Source organism: Streptomyces sp. Edi4 (genome assembly GCF_040253615.1).
Taxonomy (GTDB): Bacteria; Actinomycetota; Actinomycetes; order Streptomycetales; family Streptomycetaceae; genus Streptomyces.
The window spans coordinates 1-19,023 of record NZ_JBEJGY010000006.1; the positions used below are offsets into that span (position 1 = coordinate 1).

At 69.3% G+C, this 19,023-nt stretch carries 27 protein-coding genes; 5 read left to right on the forward strand and 22 right to left on the reverse strand.

Features of this window, described 5'->3' with window-relative positions; genetic code table 11:
• Positions 1–370: 370 nt before the first annotated feature.
• From ABR738_RS37455 to ABR738_RS37545, 19 genes are all read right to left on the reverse strand, one after another.
• Positions 371–646, reverse strand: coding sequence for a hypothetical protein (locus tag ABR738_RS37455; RefSeq protein ID WP_350234981.1), 276 nt, complete (start codon positions 644–646; stop codon positions 371–373).
• Complete coding sequence (locus tag ABR738_RS37460) at positions 643–930, reverse strand: hypothetical protein (RefSeq protein WP_350234982.1); 288 nt, start codon at positions 928–930, stop codon at positions 643–645. The genes ABR738_RS37455 and ABR738_RS37460 overlap by 4 nt, the downstream gene beginning before the upstream one ends.
• A 400-nt stretch (positions 931–1,330) precedes the next feature.
• Entirely contained in the window at positions 1,331–1,912 is a 582-nt protein-coding gene (locus ABR738_RS37465) for a DUF6919 domain-containing protein (protein ID WP_350234983.1), read from the reverse strand.
• A 99-nt stretch (positions 1,913–2,011) separates the two neighbouring features.
• Entirely contained in the window at positions 2,012–2,263 is a 252-nt protein-coding gene (locus ABR738_RS37470) for a hypothetical protein (protein ID WP_350234985.1), read from the reverse strand.
• Positions 2,248–2,562, reverse strand: a complete 315-nt coding sequence (locus ABR738_RS37475) for a DUF7739 domain-containing protein (protein WP_350234987.1) — start codon at positions 2,560–2,562, stop codon at positions 2,248–2,250. Before ABR738_RS37475 ends, ABR738_RS37470 begins: the two co-directional genes overlap by 16 nt.
• Positions 2,562–2,900, reverse strand: coding sequence for a DUF7739 domain-containing protein (locus tag ABR738_RS37480; protein ID WP_350234988.1), 339 nt, complete (start codon positions 2,898–2,900; stop codon positions 2,562–2,564). The genes ABR738_RS37475 and ABR738_RS37480 overlap by 1 nt, the downstream gene beginning before the upstream one ends.
• A gap of 2 nt (positions 2,901–2,902) precedes the next feature.
• Positions 2,903–3,085 (reverse strand): hypothetical protein, encoded by a 183-nt coding sequence (locus tag ABR738_RS37485; protein WP_350234989.1) that lies wholly within the window; start codon positions 3,083–3,085, stop codon positions 2,903–2,905.
• Positions 3,086–3,194: 109 nt separating this feature from the next.
• Positions 3,195–3,365, reverse strand: coding sequence for a hypothetical protein (locus ABR738_RS37490; RefSeq protein WP_350234990.1), 171 nt, complete (start codon positions 3,363–3,365; stop codon positions 3,195–3,197).
• A 107-nt stretch (positions 3,366–3,472) separates the two neighbouring features.
• A complete protein-coding gene (locus ABR738_RS37495) occupies positions 3,473–4,102 on the reverse strand; it encodes a DUF6197 family protein (RefSeq protein WP_350234991.1) in 630 nt (209 codons plus the stop codon).
• Positions 4,103–4,194: 92 nt separating this feature from the next.
• Positions 4,195–4,377 carry a hypothetical protein gene (locus tag ABR738_RS37500; RefSeq protein WP_350234992.1) on the reverse strand — a complete coding sequence of 61 codons (183 nt, stop codon included), beginning with the start codon at positions 4,375–4,377 and terminating at the stop codon, positions 4,195–4,197.
• Between the two features lie 85 nt (positions 4,378–4,462).
• A complete protein-coding gene (locus ABR738_RS37505) occupies positions 4,463–4,852 on the reverse strand; it encodes a hypothetical protein (RefSeq protein WP_350234994.1) in 390 nt (129 codons plus the stop codon).
• Between the two features lie 98 nt (positions 4,853–4,950).
• Positions 4,951–5,148, reverse strand: a complete 198-nt coding sequence (locus ABR738_RS37510; protein WP_350234995.1) for a hypothetical protein — start codon at positions 5,146–5,148, stop codon at positions 4,951–4,953.
• 17 nt (positions 5,149–5,165) lie between these two features.
• Positions 5,166–5,369, reverse strand: a complete 204-nt coding sequence (locus tag ABR738_RS37515) for a hypothetical protein (RefSeq protein WP_350234997.1) — start codon at positions 5,367–5,369, stop codon at positions 5,166–5,168.
• Position 5,370: 1 nt separating this feature from the next.
• A complete protein-coding gene (locus ABR738_RS37520; protein ID WP_350234998.1) occupies positions 5,371–5,553 on the reverse strand; it encodes a hypothetical protein in 183 nt (60 codons plus the stop codon).
• A gap of 202 nt (positions 5,554–5,755) precedes the next feature.
• Positions 5,756–8,071, reverse strand: a complete 2,316-nt coding sequence (locus ABR738_RS37525; protein WP_350234999.1) for a hypothetical protein — start codon at positions 8,069–8,071, stop codon at positions 5,756–5,758.
• Positions 8,072–8,186: 115 nt separating this feature from the next.
• A complete protein-coding gene (locus ABR738_RS37530; RefSeq protein ID WP_350235000.1) occupies positions 8,187–8,768 on the reverse strand; it encodes a G protein-coupled receptor family protein in 582 nt (193 codons plus the stop codon).
• A 93-nt stretch (positions 8,769–8,861) separates the two neighbouring features.
• Positions 8,862–10,139: an MFS transporter gene (locus tag ABR738_RS37535; protein WP_350235001.1), complete on the reverse strand. Its 1,278-nt coding sequence runs from the start codon at positions 10,137–10,139 to the stop codon at positions 8,862–8,864.
• Positions 10,136–10,348, reverse strand: coding sequence for a hypothetical protein (locus tag ABR738_RS37540; RefSeq protein ID WP_350235002.1), 213 nt, complete (start codon positions 10,346–10,348; stop codon positions 10,136–10,138). The genes ABR738_RS37535 and ABR738_RS37540 overlap by 4 nt, the downstream gene beginning before the upstream one ends.
• Positions 10,345–10,776: an RNA polymerase sigma factor gene (locus tag ABR738_RS37545; RefSeq protein WP_350235003.1), complete on the reverse strand. Its 432-nt coding sequence runs from the start codon at positions 10,774–10,776 to the stop codon at positions 10,345–10,347. The genes ABR738_RS37540 and ABR738_RS37545 overlap by 4 nt, the downstream gene beginning before the upstream one ends.
• A gap of 370 nt (positions 10,777–11,146) precedes the next feature.
• Between ABR738_RS37545 and ABR738_RS37550 the strand changes: the two genes are divergently transcribed.
• From ABR738_RS37550 to ABR738_RS37565, 4 genes are all read left to right on the forward strand, one after another.
• Entirely contained in the window at positions 11,147–11,923 is a 777-nt protein-coding gene (locus ABR738_RS37550; RefSeq protein WP_350235004.1) for a GntR family transcriptional regulator, read from the forward strand.
• Between the two features lie 11 nt (positions 11,924–11,934).
• Positions 11,935–12,483 carry a UTRA domain-containing protein gene (locus tag ABR738_RS37555; RefSeq protein WP_350235005.1) on the forward strand — a complete coding sequence of 183 codons (549 nt, stop codon included), beginning with the start codon at positions 11,935–11,937 and terminating at the stop codon, positions 12,481–12,483.
• Between the two features lie 266 nt (positions 12,484–12,749).
• Positions 12,750–13,721, forward strand: coding sequence for a bifunctional DNA primase/polymerase (locus tag ABR738_RS37560; RefSeq protein ID WP_350235006.1), 972 nt, complete (start codon positions 12,750–12,752; stop codon positions 13,719–13,721).
• Between the two features lie 178 nt (positions 13,722–13,899).
• A complete protein-coding gene (locus ABR738_RS37565; RefSeq protein WP_350235007.1) occupies positions 13,900–15,411 on the forward strand; it encodes a DNA primase family protein in 1,512 nt (503 codons plus the stop codon).
• A 506-nt stretch (positions 15,412–15,917) separates the two neighbouring features.
• On the opposite strand, the gene ABR738_RS37570 is transcribed toward ABR738_RS37565, so the two are convergent.
• The 3 genes from ABR738_RS37570 to ABR738_RS37580 form a co-directional block, all read right to left on the reverse strand.
• Positions 15,918–16,154, reverse strand: a complete 237-nt coding sequence (locus ABR738_RS37570; RefSeq protein ID WP_350235009.1) for a hypothetical protein — start codon at positions 16,152–16,154, stop codon at positions 15,918–15,920.
• Positions 16,151–16,975: a ParA family protein gene (locus ABR738_RS37575; protein ID WP_350235010.1), complete on the reverse strand. Its 825-nt coding sequence runs from the start codon at positions 16,973–16,975 to the stop codon at positions 16,151–16,153. Before ABR738_RS37575 ends, ABR738_RS37570 begins: the two co-directional genes overlap by 4 nt.
• A gap of 182 nt (positions 16,976–17,157) precedes the next feature.
• A complete protein-coding gene (locus tag ABR738_RS37580; RefSeq protein WP_350235012.1) occupies positions 17,158–17,874 on the reverse strand; it encodes a hypothetical protein in 717 nt (238 codons plus the stop codon).
• A gap of 161 nt (positions 17,875–18,035) precedes the next feature.
• Between ABR738_RS37580 and ABR738_RS37585 the strand changes: the two genes are divergently transcribed.
• Positions 18,036–19,001 (forward strand): hypothetical protein, encoded by a 966-nt coding sequence (locus tag ABR738_RS37585; RefSeq protein WP_350235013.1) that lies wholly within the window; start codon positions 18,036–18,038, stop codon positions 18,999–19,001.
• Positions 19,002–19,023: the final 22 nt, after the last annotated feature.

Consider the following 19,023-nt stretch of genomic DNA (forward strand, 5'->3'; position numbering starts at 1 on the left):
TTGGTCCTTTCCCTGTTTTTGATCTTGAACCGGTGGCGGTCCTTCATCACGGCAGGGTCCGGGGCCTACGGGTGGGCCAGCTCTTCACGTCACTCAATCACCCTCGGGTATCGCGTGTCGCAGCGGATCCCCGTCCCACGTCGATCAAGGTTCGTTTCGGCCCGTCCTGCGGGACGGAACTGGGGGTGGGTATGCCGGCGGGCCCGGGGTGCGGGAGGCGCCAGACGGTCACCAACGGTGATCACCGTCAGTGGTGTGCGGCGGTTCTGGCTGGCTCAGCGTTCCGGCCCCCGGCGCCGTTTTCTACACTCGGGCATGACGAGACCCCCGGCACTTCACCTGCCAGGGGTCTCGTTTACTCGGGTGCTCGTCAAGGGCCTGCGATGAGCCAGAGGATCAGCACCGCGTCCAGGTCTCGGTCGTGGCGGTAGACGACCGTGATGCCGCGGCCGCCGGTCTGCTCGGGGAGCAGGTCGATGGCGTAGGACTCCGAGCGGGGGTCTGCGTCCGGCAGTCCCCGGGCGTGGTCGGGGGTGGGGTCCTCTTCCAGCGAGGCACGCACCGACATGACGGATGTCCGCTCCCCCACGGTGAGATCGCCCTGAAGGATCTTCTCGGCCGCGTCGCTGTAGAACGCGTAGGTCACCGGGCGTTCCTCTCGGCCATCTTCTGGCCCAGCTCGAAGGCGACGTCGTCGGTGCTGCGCATCAGGGCCGCCATCGCCTGGGGGTCGCACCGCAGCAGGACCCGGTGGCGGTACGCCTGGGTAATCTCGCGGACGCGGGTGAGGTCGTCCAGGTCCGCGGCCGCGAGCTCGCGCTCGAACGTCTCGGCGTCGCCGGGCAGGCCCCAGACGCTCAGGGCGGTTCGCAGTTCGGCGAGCGTACGCATCGGCGGTACGGCGTCGCGGTGATCGGGTTGTGCTGTCACTGCCCCTCCTCGGGTTGGTCATTCGAGTGTCCTACGCAGGGACCGGCGCTGTCCGCCGCCGGCCCCGTTCCGCCTCTTGGCGGATCATCGGATTTCCGGGCGCGCCCCTTGCTTTCAGGGCAGGGGTAGAACGGACGGGCGCGTCCGCGCCCGGCACCCCGGGTGCGGGCCTTTGCGGAGCGCGCGTTCACCGTCACCGCCCGCTCGGCCGCGGGCGGCCTCCCGTGCGGCGCCGGGCGCGCTCCGCCGCCTGCCGCACCTCACGCGCGCCCCGCCAATCCAGGAGCCCCGCTGAGCGCTGCGGCTCGGCGGGGCTCCTCAAGCCACCCAAAGCGGGGGCCAGTCACGCGGTCTGCTGCACGACGCCGGGTGCGCGTAGAACTGCGTAGATGCGGTCTATCTACCTAGATAGACCGCGCAGGCGGCCGAGAGTGCGCCACAGGCGTTCGCCGGCGGGGCCGTACTCCGGTGCCACGACCGACACGTACGTGCCGCGGGCGACCTGGTCGGCGAACCGGGGCTCCAGCTCAGCCCACTGGTCGAGGAGATGCGCGCGGCTGACCCGACCGCCGAACGCGGTCATCGGCTCACGATCGCGCGTGGTGACGACCACGGCCTGGTCGGCCTCGGCGATCCGCACCAGCATCCCGGCGCCGCAGACAGCGCCGGCCAGACGGCGCAGAAGGAACGGGTCGGTGACGACCATCTCGACGGCGGCGCGCTGCTCCCACCACCGGCCATCGGCGCCGGTCCCGGCGAGGCCGGGCTGGGACTGGGTGGTCACGTATCCGGCGCGGCACAGGGCCGCCAGCACGGGCACCAGGTGAGCGGTCTCCTCGTCGGGCCCGTAATGGGCGGCGTAGCCGGGGCGGGAGGCGATCTTCCCCTCCAGCCAGAGCGCCATCAGCTCGCCGAGATCGGCGACGGTGCGCACGGAGCTCCACCGGTTGCGGTCGGCTCGGCTCATTCCGCGGATGCTCATGTTCTGGTCCTCTCGGTGATAACCGGGGCCGCCGTAGCGGCCCCGGTCTCGCTGCGGATGGGCAGTTGTCTGCACCAAGGAGCGGTGGGTGCGGGCTGGTCAGTCGCTCCACACTCGGTGGCCCACGACCTGCCCCTGGGGGTGCTCGGACCGCGCGTCCTTCGTGGCGGCCGCGAGAGCCGCCTCCGGGGTCGACTTGGCGTCGTTGCTGTAGTAGGTCAGCAGGTCTTCGCGGGTGGGGATGCGGACGTTGACCTGGGCCCAGAAGCGGGCGGCGCCCTTGTACTTGCTCATGCGTGTCTCCAGAGTTCGCGTGCCGTTGAAGAAGTAGTTGGTCAGCGCCAGCGCCACGGTTCCTCGGCCTCGGCCGCCCGGTCGGCGGCCTCGGCCAGGAGCTGGATGTCCTCGGCCCAGTCGGGCGGCATGAGCCGGTGTTCGGCCGCCCGCTCCAAGACCGTCGCGATCCGTCCGGCCTCGGCCGGCGGGATGGTGAAGGGGTCGCCGGAGCGGCGGTTGAAAAGGTGCGCGATCTGGCGCCAGTCACCCGCCGACAACACGTGGGCGAGTTGCTGGCCGAGGTTGTGCACCGTGGTGTACGAGCGCCGGACTTCGCCCTGCGCGTTGCTGCCGTGGGAGATGTTCCAGCCCATCAGTTCTGCCTCCAAATCCAGGTCTCGCGGTCGGTGGCGGCGCGCTCGGCGCACTCGGCCAGAAGCACCGCCTCCTTGGTCGGGATGGGCTTGAGGAACCGGTCGTCGGCGGCACGGCGCAGGGCGGCGGCGACGGCCGCAGCCTGCTCGGGCTCGATCTCCATGGGCTCGGTGAGCTCGTGCCGCAGCAGCTGCACGACCTGCTCCAGGTCCTCCCGGTGGGCCTTGCGGGTGGGGAGGACCTTGCTGAGGGCGGTGGCCAGGGTGTGGAGGCGCTCGGTGGAGTGGGCGAGCTCGCCGAAGAAGTCGATGCCGTGGCTGATCGTGATGGCGGCCATGGTCAGCTCACCTTCAGTCCGACAACGGCGGCCTTCTCGCTCACCCGGTCGAACGCCTTCTCCTCGGTCGGCTGCGGCTCGGACCGGACCATGACCATGCCCTGGTCGTTGTGGATCTCGGCGATCCACTGGTACTCGCGGCTGCCCTTGTAGCGGATCTCGTACGAGACGAAGTGGTACTTCACGGTGTCTCCCTTGGCGGGGTGGTGCGCTGGCTAGTTGATGTGCTGGCTAGTCAGCGAGCTGACGCGCTGGCGTTCTGGCTCGTCAGCTCGTTGACGTGCTGGCGAGCGGTCAGTGCGTGGGTGCTCCGCCCCAGAGCCAGGCCGCTTCCTGGTCGAACACGTCGGTCACAGCCGCTTCGCGGGTGAGGTGGGGCCTCGACGTGTACTGGTGATCGCGGCGCGTGAGGGTGGCCGTCCAGGTCGACCCGGCCGGGCCGAGCTCCTCGTAGGCGGTGATCACCTGGGAGCGGGAGCGGTCCGTCCACCCGCGCGCGCCCGCGTAGGACGGTCCAACGGGTCCAACGGATGTTCCTTTTTCCTGGTCAGAGCGTTGTGCCGGGGTCGCATTCATCGGCGCGCCTCCCGGGCCTGCGAGGCCGCGGTGCGGACCAGGGCGAGGGCTTCCTCGCGGGTGCGGCCGGGGCCCTCGTTCCACCAGTAGTACGCCTGGGTGATGCCGCGCTGTCCGAGGACGTCCTGGAGGTGGCCGGCGGCGGCGTGGACGGTGGACTCATCCCCGTAGCCGAGGCGGAACAGGACCGCCTGCGCGCCGAGGATGCAGCGGCGCCCGTCGACCGTGCGGCTCTTGCCGTTATGTGCCCAGCCCCAGGTCTCCAGGACCAGGGCGGTCAGCTCCAGGTGCTCGGCGGGGCTGACCCGACGGGGCCGGCCCGCGTGCAGCCGGCGCACGACCGGCAGTGCCCAGTCCGGCAGCAGCCTCAGCAGCGGGGACGGGGCGAGCAGTTCGGGCGCCGAGGCGGCCGGGGCGACGGGCAGCGTGGCCAGCGCCTCGGCGACCAGAGCGGCCGTGGTCTTGGTGACCAGGTGATGCGCAGTGGGCTGGGCGGTGGTCCTCGACCGCGCCGCCAGGTAGCGCTCGATCTCGCCGACCATCGCGGCCGCGTGCCGGTCGAGCGACAACTCCGGGTTGTCGCCGGCGGACGGCCTGCTTGCTCTGGCCAGGGTCCTCGTGCTCATCTCGTACTACCTCCGTGTGGTGAGTCGATCGCTGTGCGGGTGGGTGAGGGCGTCCCCGGTGCTGTCCAGGCGGAAGGGGGCGCCCTCGGCTTTCAGCGGCCCTGCTTGCGCAGTCGGCTGCCGTAGGCGGAGATTTCCTCGATCGTGATCCCGGCCCGGCGGGCCTCGGCGACGGCCTGAGCCAGGGGCTCGGGGGCCTTCGCGAATCCGGACTCCGCAAGTTCGCAGGCAAGCTCGGCTGCCCTGCGCAGGAGCGCTTCTCGGTCGGTCGTCATCTCTGCTCCTTCCGGACGCTCGGCCCTCTGGCCAGGTCCCCTCACCGCCCGTACGGGACGGGCGGATCGGGCAGCGGCCAGGAGGTCAGCGGCGGGCGCCGGCGCGGCCGCGCTGCTTGCGGCGGGCCTCGGCACGCACCAGCTCGGGGTAGGCGTCGTCTTCGAGCGAGCGGGTGCTGGTGTCGCCGTCGAACGGCTCGAAGACCTCGCTGGAGGGCCCGCGCATGGTGCGGATGCCGCGCGGCTGGGTGTCGTAGACCGGCCCGTAGGTGAGGACCAGCCGCTCGGGGCTCATCGAGCCGGACATCAGTCCGAGCAGCGCCTTCTTCTCGAAGACGTAGTCGTTGGCGATCGGCTCGTTGCCCCAGGGCTGCACGGCCTCCTCGATCACCCAGTAGGTGACGCCCGCCTCGACCTCGCGAGCGAAGCGCTTCGCGTCGCGGCGGTTCTGCTCCCAGACCTTCGTCTGTGCCATGTCGAACTCCCTGTGTGTGATCTCGGGTTGGTGCGGGGTGGGGAGGGGCGCCCCTGGTGCTGTCCAGGCGGAAAGGGGCGCCCCGGCAAAGCGGCGGGTCAGGCGCGGGTGGCCTTGAAGCCGGTCACGTTGACCGTGCCGCTCTTCGTCTTGAGCTTCTGGTTAGCGAGGTCGATCAGCACGCCGTCCAGGACGCTGGCCTCGGTCGAGGTGTCGGAGGCGTAGGAGCGGCCGGTGAGCTTGTACTCGGTCTCGCCGTCGTTGAAGGTGAGGATCCAGTTCCATACGCGGGCCATCGCGGTTCCCTTCGGGGTCAGCGGAGCAGCTTGTTGAGTTCGAGCTGGACCTTGTAGACGGCGACCGCGTCGGCGAGCGCCTCCGCGCCGTACTCGTCGATGAGTCGCTGGGCTGCGGCCTGCGCGGCCGGGGTGACGGTGCCGCCGAGGCAGTGCGGTTCGACCGTCCTTCGGACGTCCTGGATGATCGAGGCGAGGAACGCGGGCTCGTGCTGGGTCATCTCAGTGCCCTTCGGCCAGGTTGATGATGGCGACGGCGATCTCCGCGTCGGTGATCCCGGCCCGGCGGGCTGCCGCCCTGGCCCACTCGATCGCCTTGCGGTTGTCCTCGGTCGGCTCGGCAAGTGCGGCGAACTGCTTCTCCGCGAGCGCGACCCAGTGCAGGGTGTTCTGCCGGTCGTCCATGAAACTGGTCCCTTCGGTTTGGGCGGGTTTGACGGGTGGTCGGGCGGGTGGTCATCCCCCGGTCAGCGCCGGGTTTGTCCTGGTCTGCCGGGGGGTCGTGCTGGTCTCGACGGTGGTCGCCCGACCCCCTGGGCCTCTCCGGCGACCAGGGGGCATACCGGGTTGTTCCGGGCGCCCACCCGGGGGTGACCGGGGCTCAGACCTAGGGGGTCTGACCCGTTTTGAGCGCATTGAGTGCTTCGGTGAGGCGGTCGAGGGTGTAGCCGTTGCCGTTGGCCAGTCCGTCGACCCGCCCGATCTTCTTGGTGGCTCCGACCGGCGTCGCCCTCAGCCGGGCCCCCAGGTCCTCGACGGTGACGTCGTCGTAGCGGCCGGGCACCGCCTTCTTCAGCAGCTCCAGGAGCCGCTCGGTGCGGGCCCGGTCCAGGCCCTCGGCGGTCACGGCCGTGATGCAGTCCGTCAGCAGCCGCAGCTTCGCGTCGGTCTCGGAGTCCACGTCGGACTGGCGCACCGCGAACCCGGACAGCGTGCCGGCCGCCTTGCGCAGCTCCCGGCCCTTGATGCAGATCTCCCGGAACGCGGGCAGCTCGATGACGTCGGACTTGAGGGTGACGTGGCCCTCGACCCCGCCGGAGTCCAGGACGAACACGCCCTTGTGGCTGTCGAGCAGCATGTGCGGGGCAGCGCCGGCGTTCACGGCGTCCTCGCCGAGGACCATCTTCGAGCTGTTGGCGCCCTTAACCCGGAACGAGGCCCGCTTCGCGCACACGTCGCGCAGCTTGGTCGGTACCGAGTCGGAGTCCGGGCGCTGGGTGATGAAAAGGCCCATTCCGCCGGTGTATCGGCTGACCCGGACGAACCTGGCCATCGTCTCGACCAGCACGTCCTTGCCGTTGCGGCCGCGCTCCTTGCTCTCCGGGTCGTCGTCGGTCTTGACCTTGAGCATGGCGGCCGCGTCCAGGAGCTCCTGGAGCTCGTCGACCAGGAGCAGCGTGGGGCCGATCCCCCACTCCTTGGCCAGCTCCGGCGTCAGCTTGCCCTCGGGGCAGCGCGCCGGGTCCTCCTCGGAGAGCTGCTCCAGGCGCTCGCCGATCTCCTGCATGTCCGCGATCAAGCTGTTCAGCAGGTCCAGGAACGCGTAGATCTTCGAGGGGGTGTTGCCCGCCACGTAGGAACGGGCGATGAGCTTGGTCGCGGCCCAGTCCGGCCCCGCCTTGCCCGTCGCTACGTGGACCGTGACGTACGGGTCCAGGGCTGCGGCAGCCGCGATCAACCGCGCCAGGAACGACTTGCCGAAGCCCTGGAGCCCGCCGAGGAGAAGCGAGCTCCACAGAAGAGCGACGGAGTGACGATCGTGCCGCGGATCCGCCCCCAGCGGGACACCGTCGTTCCAGAAATCCCAGCTCTCGACGGAGACCAGCGGCGACGGGGTCTTGCCGGTGCCGTACGGGTTCTCTTCGTCAGCCACCCAAAGGCGGAACTGGCCCTCGTGGCCCTCCTCCGACGTGTCCGTCCGCAGCTCGATGCGGGACCCCTTGATACGCAGCGCCGACGCGAGCTTGCCGACCCGGGCGACCGCGGCCGTCGCCTCCATACCGCGCGGCAGCTCCACCGTCGCAGCCCATCCCGGACCGGACGGCTCGATCACGCCCACCAGGTGGGTCTCGTCCCGCTGCGCCTCCGTGATGATCCCCGCCTTCACCAGCGCGGTCACCAGGTCCTGCTCCCCGCGCACATCGGCGACGTCCCGCTTGACCAGACTGACCCGGCCCGCGGCCGCCAGGGTGTCGGGCACGAACCCCGCGACGACCTCACCGCCGGTGCCGGCCCCGCCGTCGCCCTCCTTGATCAGGCTGACCTTGACCCCGTCCTGGCCTGCCGACTGAGCCGGGATCAGACCGCCCGCGCCCTCACCGCCAATGTCCGGACGGCTCAGGTACCACCACGCCACCGGGGCCGCACCCAGCGCCGCCAGCACCAGCATCGGCTCAGCCGCCATCGCGTTCAGGTAGGCCGCGCCACCGCCGACGACCATGCCCAGACGCCCGGCCTTCTTGCCCCAGCGGGCCCGGCCCAGGTCCCGGCCGGTGACGGCGAAGGTGTCGGCGGCCTCGGCCGAGCGGATGTGGAGCTGGGTCTCGGCGCCAGCCAGTTCGACCGCCAGCGCGGTCGTCTGGTCCGGGTCGGCGTGCCGGACCCGCTCGCGCAGGACCTGCACCCGGGCCCGGAGCTCGGCATCGCGCTGCTCCTGGAGGCGGCGGCGCCGGGCCTCGATGTCGCGGGCAAGGTGCTCATCGGTGACGTCGGCGGTGGAGAACCAGAGCCGCAGCCGGGCCGCGACCAGCTCGCGCTGCGCGGCGAACGCCACCTTCGTTCGACTCGACACCAAGGCGGCGTGCGCGGCCGCCCGGTTCCTCAGCCGCTCCAGACGCCCGACCTCCTCGGCGTCGACAATCTCCGCGTCGACAATGCCGTCGTCCGTGTCCGTGCTGTTCTCGGGGTGGATCTCGATGGCCACGTGCTGTCCCTTCGAGGGGCCGGGGGCACAACGCCCCCGGCTAGCTGACTCGCTGACGCGCTGACTCGCTGGATCTTTGGTTCGCTGACTTGCTGGCTCGTCGGATTGCCCCTGCTCAGCGGCCCATTCCGGTCCAGATGTTGCCGAGGGAGCTCCCCACGGACCCGCTGATCTGCTGGACCAGGGGGCCTACGAAAGTCGGCGCCAGGAGCACGCCGAGGGAGATCAGCACGGCGGCGTGGAAACCGTGCACCGTGCGCTTGCGCACCAGGACGATCGCGAAGATCACGAGACCGACGCCGACCGCGACGGTGACGCTGATGCCGCCCGCGCCCGCCTGGGTGGTGAACTGCTGCTGCTGGGTGCCGACGTTGTTCGGCTGCTGGAGCCCGGTGCCGACGCCGGGGTTCTGGAGGCTCCCGTCGATGCCGGCCATTCCGGGGTTGGTGCCGTCGGCGAGGGTGACAACCGCCGTGCGGTGGGCGGCGTCAGCCTGGTAGCTCGCGGTGTCCAGACCCCGGACGTGGAGGGTGCGCCCGTCGGGCAGGGAGACCGGGGCGCCGGCCGCTCGGTCAACGGCGGCCTGGACGGTGGTGGCAGCTTCCTCGGGGGTCGTGGCGGTGGCGAGGGTGGCGGTGCCGAGAACCGCAGCAGCGGCAGCAGCGGAGACGGCAACGGCACGGATGATGCGAGGCATGGTGTGCTCCTTCAGACAGAGGTGACTCGGGATCGAGGTAGCTCGCTGGCGAGCTGGCTTGCTGATTCGTTCGCTTGCTGGCTCGCTGGCTCGTCAGCTCGCCAGCTCTTCCTTCACGGCGTCCCGCAGACGCACCGCGTACTCGGTGCGGCAGCCGACGCGCTCGCGCACGTTCTTCGACGACAGGAGGTCGGCGTCCCCCAGCTCCATCGCCAGGGTGCGGACCATGTCAAGGTCGGCCTCCTCCAGGGGGCGCTCGATGTCCCCGAGCCCTTTACCCGCAAGGGATTCGGGGTCCTCCAGGAGTCCCTCGACAGCGGCCTTCATGCGGGCCTGGGCGGCCCGGGAGCGGGCCTCGACCTCCGGGGTGACACCGACCGTCTTGGAGCCGGTGACGCGGTACCAGGCGTCCGCCCAGATCTGCTCGGTGACGCACTCCGCGCCCCGGGCCGACCGCATCGACTCGGCCACGTTCCACACCGAGGTGTGCCGGGTCTGGCGGTCCTTGTCCTTGCGCTGCTGCTCCTCCAGCGCCTTGCGCGCCGCGTCTTCCTTCTCCTTGCGGCGCGCCTCGTCGGCGGCCTTCTTCTCCGCCTGCTTCGCCGCCGCTTCCTTCTCGGTCTCCTTGAGCACTTTGGCCGCCGCGTTGCGTTCACGTCGCGAGGGGATGCCGTCCCGCTTCTGCGCCTCGCCGTGCTCGTAGGCCATCAGCACGACCGGGCCGCCGATCGAGGCGATCCCGCCGATGAGTCCGGCATTGAGTCCGATCGCGGGATCGAACAGGCCGTGCCACAGGTTGATGCCTGCCGCGATCAACGCGCCGAGCATGATGCCGATCCGGTACGGCAGGACGTCCCGCCGGTGAGCGACCGCCCATGCCGCGCCGAAGGCGAGCACCAGGGCGAAGCCTTCGAGCAGCGCCGGCGCCGCGATGAGGAACGGCCGCTCCCGGTCCCAGAACGCGACGAACTGGACCGGGGCCGCGATCGCGAGGCCGACCAGGTAAATACTCCTGGCCCCCCACTTCCACATCCGCTCCGTACGCCGCGCCTCTTCCGCGCGCTCCGCCTCGGCCGCGGCCGACGACTCCTCCTCCGCCGCGAGCTTCTCCGCCTCAAGCTCGGCCTTGCGCCGGGCCGTCTCCATCTCGGCGAGCTTCTTGGCGTGCAGCGCCCGGTCGGCCTCCAGCTTCATCGCCGCGCGGGCATTGGACAGCCGCAGCCGCTCGGCGTCCGCCTCGGCCTTGATCCTGATCGCGTCGGCCTCGGCCCGCGCCCGGATCTCCTCCGCCGGTGTGGCGCCAGCCGCCGGCGTCTCCTCGATCGCGGCCTGGACCGTGCCCTCGTGCAGCTGCTCGTCCTGGACCGTCATCGAGCACCACCCTTGATGGCCGCCATCAGCTCAGCCTTCGTCGCCTTCGGGTGGGTCTCGACCCAGTCGGCGATCTCGTTCAGGCGCCGGCGGGTCAGACGGACCCTGTCGCAAGCCGTCTCCCACTCGTCGAACTCCGCACCGACCCACCCCTTCGGGTCGCCGTGCGCGGCCAGGAACTCGCTCGGGGTCGGGATGCCGCCGCTCATGCCGCGACCTCCATCTCGCCCCGGATGAACGCGGTCAGCCGGTCCAGCGCGATCCGCTCGTGCCCGTCCGCCTCGACCGGCGAGCCGAAGGCCGGCGCCAAGCCGACGGGGCCCTCCGATCCGAAGTCGGTCGGGAGCTCGCGGGTGTTGCGGGCCAGGCGGAAGTAGTCGACCGTGGCGCGCCGGGCGATCGTCGAGATCCAGGGGAAGGCCCGGTCGTCGCTCGCCCGGCAGGACGCCAACTTCTGCGCGACCTTCACCCAGGTCTCCTGGGCGATGTCCTCGGCCAGCTCCCACCGGCGACCCAGACGACCGCGCAGCGTACGAACCAGACGCTCGTTGTAGATGACGAACAGGAGCGTCAGCCGCTCCCGGTCCAGCTCAGCACCCCCTTCAGGGGCGCTGTGACCTGCTGTAACGTCAAGCATGGGGTCGTGCTCCTCTCGATGGAACGGCCCCGGCAAGCGGCTCCCCGGCTGTCATGGCAGTCACCCGGGGAGCCGCGCCGTTTCGGGCCAGGCACTGGCCTTTTGGGCATGGCGATCACCCGGATACAGATGGCATACCGGGTCCGTTCACCGCTTCCGCTGAACTAGTTCTGCGGTGCGACGTGACGATTAAGGCACCCTCCGGAGCCGGTGTCAATAGAACTAGTTCAGACTCGCCGCGACCCGGAAGATTGAACTAGTTCTGATCTTTCGAAACGGCCTGTTCGCAAGGTACGTTGGACCCAGCCACCCGCACAGAACTAGTTCTGACAGACTGGGGCACGCGCAACCACACACAAGGGAGCAGGGCGTGGAGGAAAGCAAGATCCCGAAGGTGCAGCGACTCGCTGCCGAGCTTCGAGACAAGATCCGACGGGGCGTGTATCCGCCCGGGTCCCCCCTGCCCAAGGTGCGCGACCTCCAGGAGTCTGAGGGCGTCGCCTTCCAGACGGCCCGAGACGTATACAAGGTGCTGGAAGACGAGGGCCTCATCGTTTCTCGGCGGGGGGAGGGAACGTTCGTCTCTCCGATCCTTGGCAAGATCCACCGCGACGGAACCGGCCGATACATCAAGGCCGCACGCGAGGAAGATGGTGCACGCGGGGCCTTCGCCAGCGAGATCGCTCGCCTCGGCATGTCACCGAACTCCGAGACGGTGATCAGCCGTCTCAAGCCCCCTTCCCGGATCTCCCAGATCTTGGGCACCCACCGCTCCGCGAAGGTTCTAGTCCGCGCTCGAACCATGCGTGCGAACGAGAGTGTCGTACAGGTCGCCAGCTCGTACTTCCCTGGCGACATTGCCTTCGACACTCAGCTCGAAGAGCAGGACACGGGTCAGGGCGGTAGCAAATCCCGTCTGGCCGAAGCTGGGTACGCGCAAGTGCGGATCCGCGAAGAGATCAACGTACGACCTCCGACGAAGGACGAAGCGGAGGTTCTCCAAATCCCGGCGTCCCGTCAGGTCTACGAGATCACTCACGTTGGTCTCACTGCTGAGGGACGAGCCGTAGAAGTTTGCGTCCACGTCCTGCCAACCACTCTCTGGTCGCTCAGCTATGAGTGGCCCATCGACCAACCTGAATCCTGAAAGGACCCATCTTGAGCACCAACGACGCCATCGTCCGTGACGCGACTGAGCGCTACCGGAAGGAACGCCGCGAAGCTGGCGAGAGCCGCGGAGCGTTCGAGACCGAGATCCGTCGCCTCGGCGGGACGCCTCGCGTAGAGACGACCGTTAGTCGCTCCGCAGCTCCGGCTCACGTGGCCTCCATCCTCGACATCTCCGCTACAGAGGAGACCTTGGTCAGGGCCCGTCGTATGTACAACGGCGACAAGCTCGTGCAGCTTGCCAACTCCTACGTGCCCCTCGACGTCGCCGAGGCTGCCGGAATTGAGAATCCGGACCCGGGCAAGGGCGGGATCATCAGCCGCATGGCCGAGGCCGGGTTCGAACAAACCGAGGTCATCGAGGAGGTAGTGCAGTACGAGGCGACCTCCGTCGAGTCCGAAGCATTCGGCGTCGAGGTCGGAACCAACCTCATGCAGATCACCCACGTCGGCTACACCGCGGCCGGCCGCGCAGTCGAGGTCACCGTCCACCGCCCGTGCCCTGGGTGGGTCCTTCGGTTCAGCGCCCCACTCACCTGAACACCTTGAGGCTCGCAGCCCTGGAGCTGCGGGCCTCTCTGGGCCTCCCATTTCGGCACTAAAACGGCAGACCGGAATTTACGAGCTGCCCTATTTCGCGATCAAGGGGCAGGATTGGCCCCTAAACGCGAAAGGCGCCCCGGCCAGGGCGCCTAAGCGGTACTGCAAGGCCGGGATAGGAGCCCGGCGAAGTTCGAGCGATAGGAGCGCTCCCCATGAGAGTACGAGACGTTTCCCGCCTGGCGCCACATGTGCCAACTCACAATATGGACGATTTCCGGACCCTTCGGGCCCAACTCCTTACCTCTGCGTCCCGCTACGCGGACCTCGGCATGTACGTCCACCCCTTGCTCGTGGGCGGCAAGGAGCCTCGGTGGCGCGACTGGGAGTCTCGGGCGACTCGCGATCCGGAGCTGATCGAGCGGACCTGGAGCCGCGCGCCGTTCAACATCGGCGTGGCTTGTGGACCCTCTCAGCTCATCGCCGTTGACCTTGATGTCCCTCACGACGCCAGCGACGTTCCGCCTGCCGGGCTCCCGGACGAGGTCGTCGACGGCTCGACCATGTTCCGCGAGTTCATCCGCCGCACACCGGGCGCCTCGCACAGCCCGACCATGACCGTGCGCACCCCCAGCGGCGGTCTTCACCTTGTCTACCGCGCCCCCGGCCAGGGCTCCATCCGCAACACCGCGCGCACCCTGGGCTGGTGCATCGACACCCGCGCGGCCGGCGGCTACATCGTCGGAATCGGCTCCGTCGTCGACGGCCGACGCTACGAGCTGCTCACCGGCCCCAGCGAACCGGCCTCGCTGCCCGACTGGCTGCTGACCCTGATCACCACAGCTCCCGAGCCACCCAAAGCGGGGCCGCGTCCGAGTCGGGCCGACCTCGATGCCCGTCTGCGGGCCATCCCGGCCGGGGCGACCCGCGAGCAGCGGTGGGCGCTGGGCATCCTCGCGTCGGAGTGCCGGGAGCTCGCGGGCATGCCGGCTAACTCCGGGCGGAACCAGCGGCTGAACCTGGGCGCCTACCGGGCGGGGCAGCTGGTCGCGTCCGGGCTCCTGGACCAGGCCGTCGCCGAGGAACAACTGACGGCGGCCGCAGAGACGTGCGGGCTCGGCGCCGAATACGCGCACGAGATCGAGAAGACGCTGCGGTCGGGCATGACCGCCGGTCTCGGCCGACCCCGCCGGATGGACGCCCGGTCCGCCGCGCATCAGGTCGGCGGTGCCGCGTGACCGATCCGGCAGCGCGCGACACTAAGCAGATCCATCCCGTAGACCACGCCTCGGCAATGATCACGGCCCCGGCGACGCTGCAACGTCCCGGGGCATGGCACCCGAGGACTGATCTCGTATGCAGCACCGTCGTATCCCGTCCGGCCCCGTTGCGTCTTCCGCTGGCGGGGGTGTCGGCATGAGCGAGGAAGACGACGTCAATCCGCGCCGTGTGCGCACCCTCCGGCCGGTCCCGTCGCCGACGTCGGCGCCTGATGACGACATGTGGGCTGGCACCGAGCAGTCGACCACGACCGACCGGCCGTCGGCTCGGCGTGCACGGCCAGTGCGCAAGAAGGTCGAGCACCGCGGGCAACTGCGAATGGCCGAGCGGTTCCTGGCGGAGCACGGCGACGCCTTGCGGTTCGTGCACGGCCTCGGCTGGCACGAGTGGGACGGCTCGCGCTGGCTCTTCGACGAGCAGCGCGTCGACATGGCGTACGCGGTGCGAACCATCAAGACCGCCCTGCTCGCCCTGGAGGACATGAGCGGCGACGAGCGCGACGACCTGTACAAGGACATCCGGCGCTCCGAGTCGGCGTCCGGCCTGGAGGGGCTGCTGAAGATTGCTTCGGCGCTCGCCCCGATGTCGACGGCGTCGAAGTCGCTGGACGCCGACCCCTACAAGTTCAACACCCCGGGCGGCACAGTCGACTTGGCGGAGGGGACGATCGAGGAGTGCGACCGCGCAGACCTGATCACCAAGGTGGCCGGGGCGAGCCTGCCCGACGAGGACGAGGGCGAGCCCGCCGGCGCCCAGGAGTGGGAGCAGTTCCTCGCCCGCATCCTGCCCGACGAAGAGGTTCGGGCCTTCGTGCAGCGGCTGTTCGGCTACGCGATGCTCGGCAAGGTGAGCGAGCACGTGATGCCGATCTTCACCGGTACCGGCGCCAACGGTAAGGGCACCTTGCGCGACGCGCTCATGGCAGCGTTCGGGGACTACGCCATCGAGGTCGATCCCGCGATGCTCATGGAGTCCAAGCACGAGCGGCACGGCGCGTTCAAGATGCGCCTGCGAGGTGCGCGGCTGACGTTCTGCTCCGAGACGGAGAAGGGCAAGCGGTTCGCGGAAGCGACCATGAAGCGGCTGGTCGGTGGCGATCCGATCGAAGCGAACCTGATGCACAAGAACCCCATCACGTTCGACCCGTCGCACACCCTGATCATGCTGACCAACCACCTGCCGATCGTCTCCGGTGACGACCCAGCCGTGTGGCGACGCATCCTGGTCGTGCCCTTCGACGTGGTGATCCCCGAGGCCGAGCGCGACGGTGGCCTCCCAGAGCGGCTCAAGAAGGCTGCCCCGGCGGTCCTGGAGTGGGCGTACGCGGGCTGGCAGGACTACGCAGAGAAGGGCCTGGCCCCTCCGGAGATCGTCAGGATCAAGACCGAGGAGTACAAGGCGAAGAGCGACGTTCTAGGGCGCTTCCTCGACGAACGAACGATCTCCTCGCAGTACGGCGTTGTACTCGCACGGGAGCTCTTCTCCGCATGGACAAGCTGGTGCCACGCGAGCGGCGAGCAGCCTGGCAGCGAGGTGCAGTTCGCAACGTCGATGGCTGAACGGAATTTCCCCTCAAAACGGTCAGCAGCGGGGAAGGTTTACACGGGTCTGATGGTCGCCGGAGACGACTCCTCAGACGACTCCTGAAGCTCCTGCGCAAGCAACACCTCAGCCCCCACCGGAAGCCCGGTGGGGGCTGTCGCGTGCTGGGGGCCAAAACGCTCTGACCTGCAATAGTGCTGGGTTGTGATGGGTTTCCCGATAACCTTCCATGTAGGCGCGTATGGAGAGTTTCGGAAAACCCATCACAACCCAGCACTAGATGCATCATGCAATTATAATTTCCTTGATCGTTTGGCCCGACCTAGGTCACTCGGCAACGGTGTTGCTGGTCCCCCCTGCTCCCCCCGCTTTGGGTGGCTCACTCGCGCACGGTCTAGCGCCGAGTTCTGCGGGCCTCTAGAGGGGTCTGTGGACCTTGCGAGCCCCTCGGCCTGTGGGGTGGCGGCGGAAGGGGCTGGGGCCCCGTCTGGGGGGCTTGGGTGCCGGTTGTGCTGCTCCCGCAGCAGGGATGGGGGAGGGGGGTAAGTCGGATGCTGGGCGAGATGGTTTGGCGAAGTGCTGGCGAGCTGGCGTGCGAGCTCGCCAGCGAGTCAGGTGGTGGGACGTTTGCTGAGCCAGAGCCGCACGGCTTGTTCGAGGCCGTCCTGCATCTCGATGCCGTCGGCGATGCAGGCGATTTTGAACTCGCGTTGGAGGTCGGCGTCCATGTAGGAGCCGAAGTGCGGGCGGCGCCGGCGGACGGGGTCGGTCTTCCTGGTACTGCTGCGTACCACGGGAACGGTTCCGGGTTCGTCGTCCTGGGCGACGTCGAACTTCTTGGGGCTCATACGGTGACGCTCCTCTTCTCATAGGTGTCGGCGAGCAGCTCGAAGACGGCTCGGAGCTGGCCGGCTTGGCGGCCGCGGACCTGGGCCAGGGGCAGGGCGTTGTTGTCGGCGACCTTGGCGAGCTTGATGCGGGGGATGATCGGGTCCCAGACGAGGTCGCCGAACAGGGTGCGGATCGAGGCGAGTTGGGCGATGTCGACCGGGGTGGTGTTCTCCATCCGGCTGACGATGACGCCGATCAGTTCCAGTTCGTCGTTGTGGAGCTGGAACTTGTTGTCGGCGATGTGCTGGCGGACCCGCTTGGCTCCGCGTACGGAGTCCTGCTCGGCCTCGGTGACGATGAGGGCCTGGTGCGCGGCGGCGAGCGCGAGGTTCGCCAGGTGGAACAGCGACGGCGGGCAGTCGAGGACGGTTTCGTCGAAATCGTCGTCGGCGCCCTGGAGGGCTTTGGCGAGACGGAGATGAGAGCCGGGCGCGCCGGCCTCGTACATTCGCTCTTCGAGTTCGAGCCAGGCCGGGCAGACCTTGATGCGGTCGGCGTAGTCGGCGTCCCAGGAAATGTCGCGGATCACGCCGGCCGCGGCGCCCACCTTGTTGGCGAGGATCGCCTCGCTGATGCTGGGCGCGCCCTCCTCGTAGCGGACGCCGAGTCTGCGGGTGGCGTTGCCCTGGGGGTCCATGTCGACCAGGAGCACCCGCTTCCCCCGCTTGGCCAGCGCCTCGGCCAAGCGGACCGCGGTGGTGCTCTTCCCGATCCCGCCCTTGTTGTTGAGCACAGCCGTCCGCCGTACGGCCCGCCGTGCCAAAGTCCCTGATGCCATCAGCCCTCCTGCTCGTCAGTGAGCCAGCTCGCCGAATGGCTGGCTCGTCAGCGAGCCAGCATGTCAGGTGAGTGAACCAGCACGGCCCAGACGTCGCCGACCCGCTTCCTAATCGCGGACTATCTAGCTTGATAGACCGCAAACAGGCAGGTGAAATGGCCCCTGGCCTGTGTGCTGTGATGTCAGTCGGTTGCGGTGTCCGGCTCCGGAGGCGGCTCGGGGAGCCGGTCGATGGCGCTGCGGAAGATGTCGCCGGTGGTGATGATCTGCCTCTGGAGCTGGGACTTTTTGAGTATGGCGTCGGCGGTGGGGCGCTTGGCGAAGGCGGCGCAGAGCATGTCGAGAAGGGTGGCGCCGCCTCTGCGCTGGGCCTCGCGCATGATCACGGTGGGGCCGTCGCCCCAGAGTTGCTGCCATTCGAGCAGGGCCTCGACGGCGGGGGCCGAGACCCAGTGGCAGGAGCGTACGAGCTGCTCGCCGAGTTCAGCGGGCAGTCGTACGGCCATGCGCTCGGTGAGGGTCGTTGGCTGGTCACCGCTGAACCGGCTGTAGTGCTGGGGGCCGGTTCCGACCCTGCGGCCGGGGGTCGCGACCTGGTCCTCGGGAAGCGGCTCGTACGGGCCGAGCATCGAGCGTGACCGGAGCTCGGCCCGCACCTCGCGCGCGAGGACCAGGTCGCGGGTGCCGGCCAGCTTGCCCTTCGCGCGGAGCCTGGCCCGCTCCACCCGGATCCGGGCGCGGGCCTCGCTCAGGGCCCGGCCCCGCATGTACTTGGTGCCCTCGTCCTCGTGGGCCTGCTTCAGCCAGTCGAGCTCGGCGGTGCGGGCGGCCGAGACTGCAAAGTTGAGCCGGGCCATGTGCTCGGGCTCGACGGCGACGACGAAGGGGCGAAGCGACATGGCACCAGAGTGTAAGTCTAGCTAGATAACCCGCCACCCTAGGGCGCACTATCTAGCTAGATAGTGCGCATCTGTGCAGCTCAGAGCGCATTTTGATAGTTGCGTGAGTGTGTCAGCGGCCCTATCTTCGGGGCAAGTGCAGCAGCGTCAAGGAGGTCGTAGTGTCGTATGTCCCCGCGCTCCCGGATCTCGTCCGCTACACGTGGTGGGGCGGTGTGCCCGAGGGGTTGTCCACGAAGACCCAGCTCGACGGTCGGGGGCTGCGGCCGGGTTCGGATCCGGTGGGCCAGGTTCTGTACCACGGCAACTGCTACGCGCCGCTGTACGAGGACGACAGGGCGGTCGCCAAGCGCGCGTGCTCGCCCGCGCAGCGCGCTGTCCTGGACCGCGCGCGCGAGTTGCAGTACGAGTGTCGGCGCTGCCGGGCCCGCAGGGATTATCCGTTGGGCCGGGGTCGCTGGTGCGAGCCGTGTTCCTACGCGGTCGCCGTGTACGCCGCCCATGTGAAGGCGCGCCGGTTCGCGCGTGAACTCGTCGAGGACACCGGCGCCGTGCTCCTGGTGGTGGGGGCCGGGCCCGACGACCAGTCTCCGCCGCAGACCGTGGCCGCCGTCCGCGTCCACGACCAGGAGCTGCTTCACGAGGCAGATGCCGGTGCGTACGGCAGCGCCGAGCGGAAGGCTCTGCTGGATCGGCTCGATGTGCTCCTGGACGGGCGCCGGATCGTCCACGAGACCGACCGTGGCCCGGCCTGCCGCTACCCGTCCATCCTCGTCACGCCGCCCGGTCAGCACCTCCACAGCGACCGGGACACTCACGCCTGGCTGCGCCCGCACCGCGAGAGCGCCGAGAAGGCGGACTACGTCACCCGGCTGTGGCGGCACTGGTTCGCCTGGACCCGCGATGAGTACTCCTCGATGGCGAGCGAGCCCTGGGACCGGGAGAGTGGCACCACGCTCGCCTGGGAGCAGACCACCCGGGCCGCCGCCGATGGACGGAGCCTGACCGTGCTCCTGCACCGCATCGCGGCCGGCACCGAGCCGGTCTGGGAACACGCCCACTGGCTCGCCGACGGCCACGGTGAGCCGGAGCTCTCCTCGACGCGCACCCGCCGCCGGGCCGTCTGACGGGAGTCCACCGGACCCCGGA

Coding starts and splice junctions, on each gene's coding strand:
- ABR738_RS37465 (WP_350234983.1), bottom strand. CDS start 1,912: ATGAGCATCCGCGGAATGAGCCGAGCCGACCGCAACCGGTGGAGCTCC.
- ABR738_RS37475 (WP_350234987.1), bottom strand. CDS start 2,562: ATGGGCTGGAACATCTCCCACGGCAGCAACGCGCAGGGCGAAGTCCGG.
- ABR738_RS37480 (WP_350234988.1), bottom strand. CDS start 2,900: ATGGCCGCCATCACGATCAGCCACGGCATCGACTTCTTCGGCGAGCTC.
- ABR738_RS37495 (WP_350234991.1), bottom strand. CDS start 4,102: ATGAGCACGAGGACCCTGGCCAGAGCAAGCAGGCCGTCCGCCGGCGAC.
- ABR738_RS37500 (WP_350234992.1), bottom strand. CDS start 4,377: ATGACGACCGACCGAGAAGCGCTCCTGCGCAGGGCAGCCGAGCTTGCC.
- ABR738_RS37505 (WP_350234994.1), bottom strand. CDS start 4,852: ATGGCACAGACGAAGGTCTGGGAGCAGAACCGCCGCGACGCGAAGCGC.
- ABR738_RS37510 (WP_350234995.1), bottom strand. CDS start 5,148: ATGGCCCGCGTATGGAACTGGATCCTCACCTTCAACGACGGCGAGACC.
- ABR738_RS37515 (WP_350234997.1), bottom strand. CDS start 5,369: ATGACCCAGCACGAGCCCGCGTTCCTCGCCTCGATCATCCAGGACGTC.
- ABR738_RS37520 (WP_350234998.1), bottom strand. CDS start 5,553: ATGGACGACCGGCAGAACACCCTGCACTGGGTCGCGCTCGCGGAGAAG.
- ABR738_RS37530 (WP_350235000.1), bottom strand. CDS start 8,768: ATGCCTCGCATCATCCGTGCCGTTGCCGTCTCCGCTGCTGCCGCTGCT.
- ABR738_RS37535 (WP_350235001.1), bottom strand. CDS start 10,139: ATGACGGTCCAGGACGAGCAGCTGCACGAGGGCACGGTCCAGGCCGCG.
- ABR738_RS37540 (WP_350235002.1), bottom strand. CDS start 10,348: ATGAGCGGCGGCATCCCGACCCCGAGCGAGTTCCTGGCCGCGCACGGC.
- ABR738_RS37545 (WP_350235003.1), bottom strand. CDS start 10,776: ATGCTTGACGTTACAGCAGGTCACAGCGCCCCTGAAGGGGGTGCTGAG.
- ABR738_RS37560 (WP_350235006.1), top strand. CDS start 12,750: ATGGACGATTTCCGGACCCTTCGGGCCCAACTCCTTACCTCTGCGTCC.
- ABR738_RS37565 (WP_350235007.1), top strand. CDS start 13,900: ATGAGCGAGGAAGACGACGTCAATCCGCGCCGTGTGCGCACCCTCCGG.
- ABR738_RS37570 (WP_350235009.1), bottom strand. CDS start 16,154: ATGAGCCCCAAGAAGTTCGACGTCGCCCAGGACGACGAACCCGGAACC.
- ABR738_RS37575 (WP_350235010.1), bottom strand. CDS start 16,975: ATGGCATCAGGGACTTTGGCACGGCGGGCCGTACGGCGGACGGCTGTG.
- ABR738_RS37580 (WP_350235012.1), bottom strand. CDS start 17,874: ATGTCGCTTCGCCCCTTCGTCGTCGCCGTCGAGCCCGAGCACATGGCC.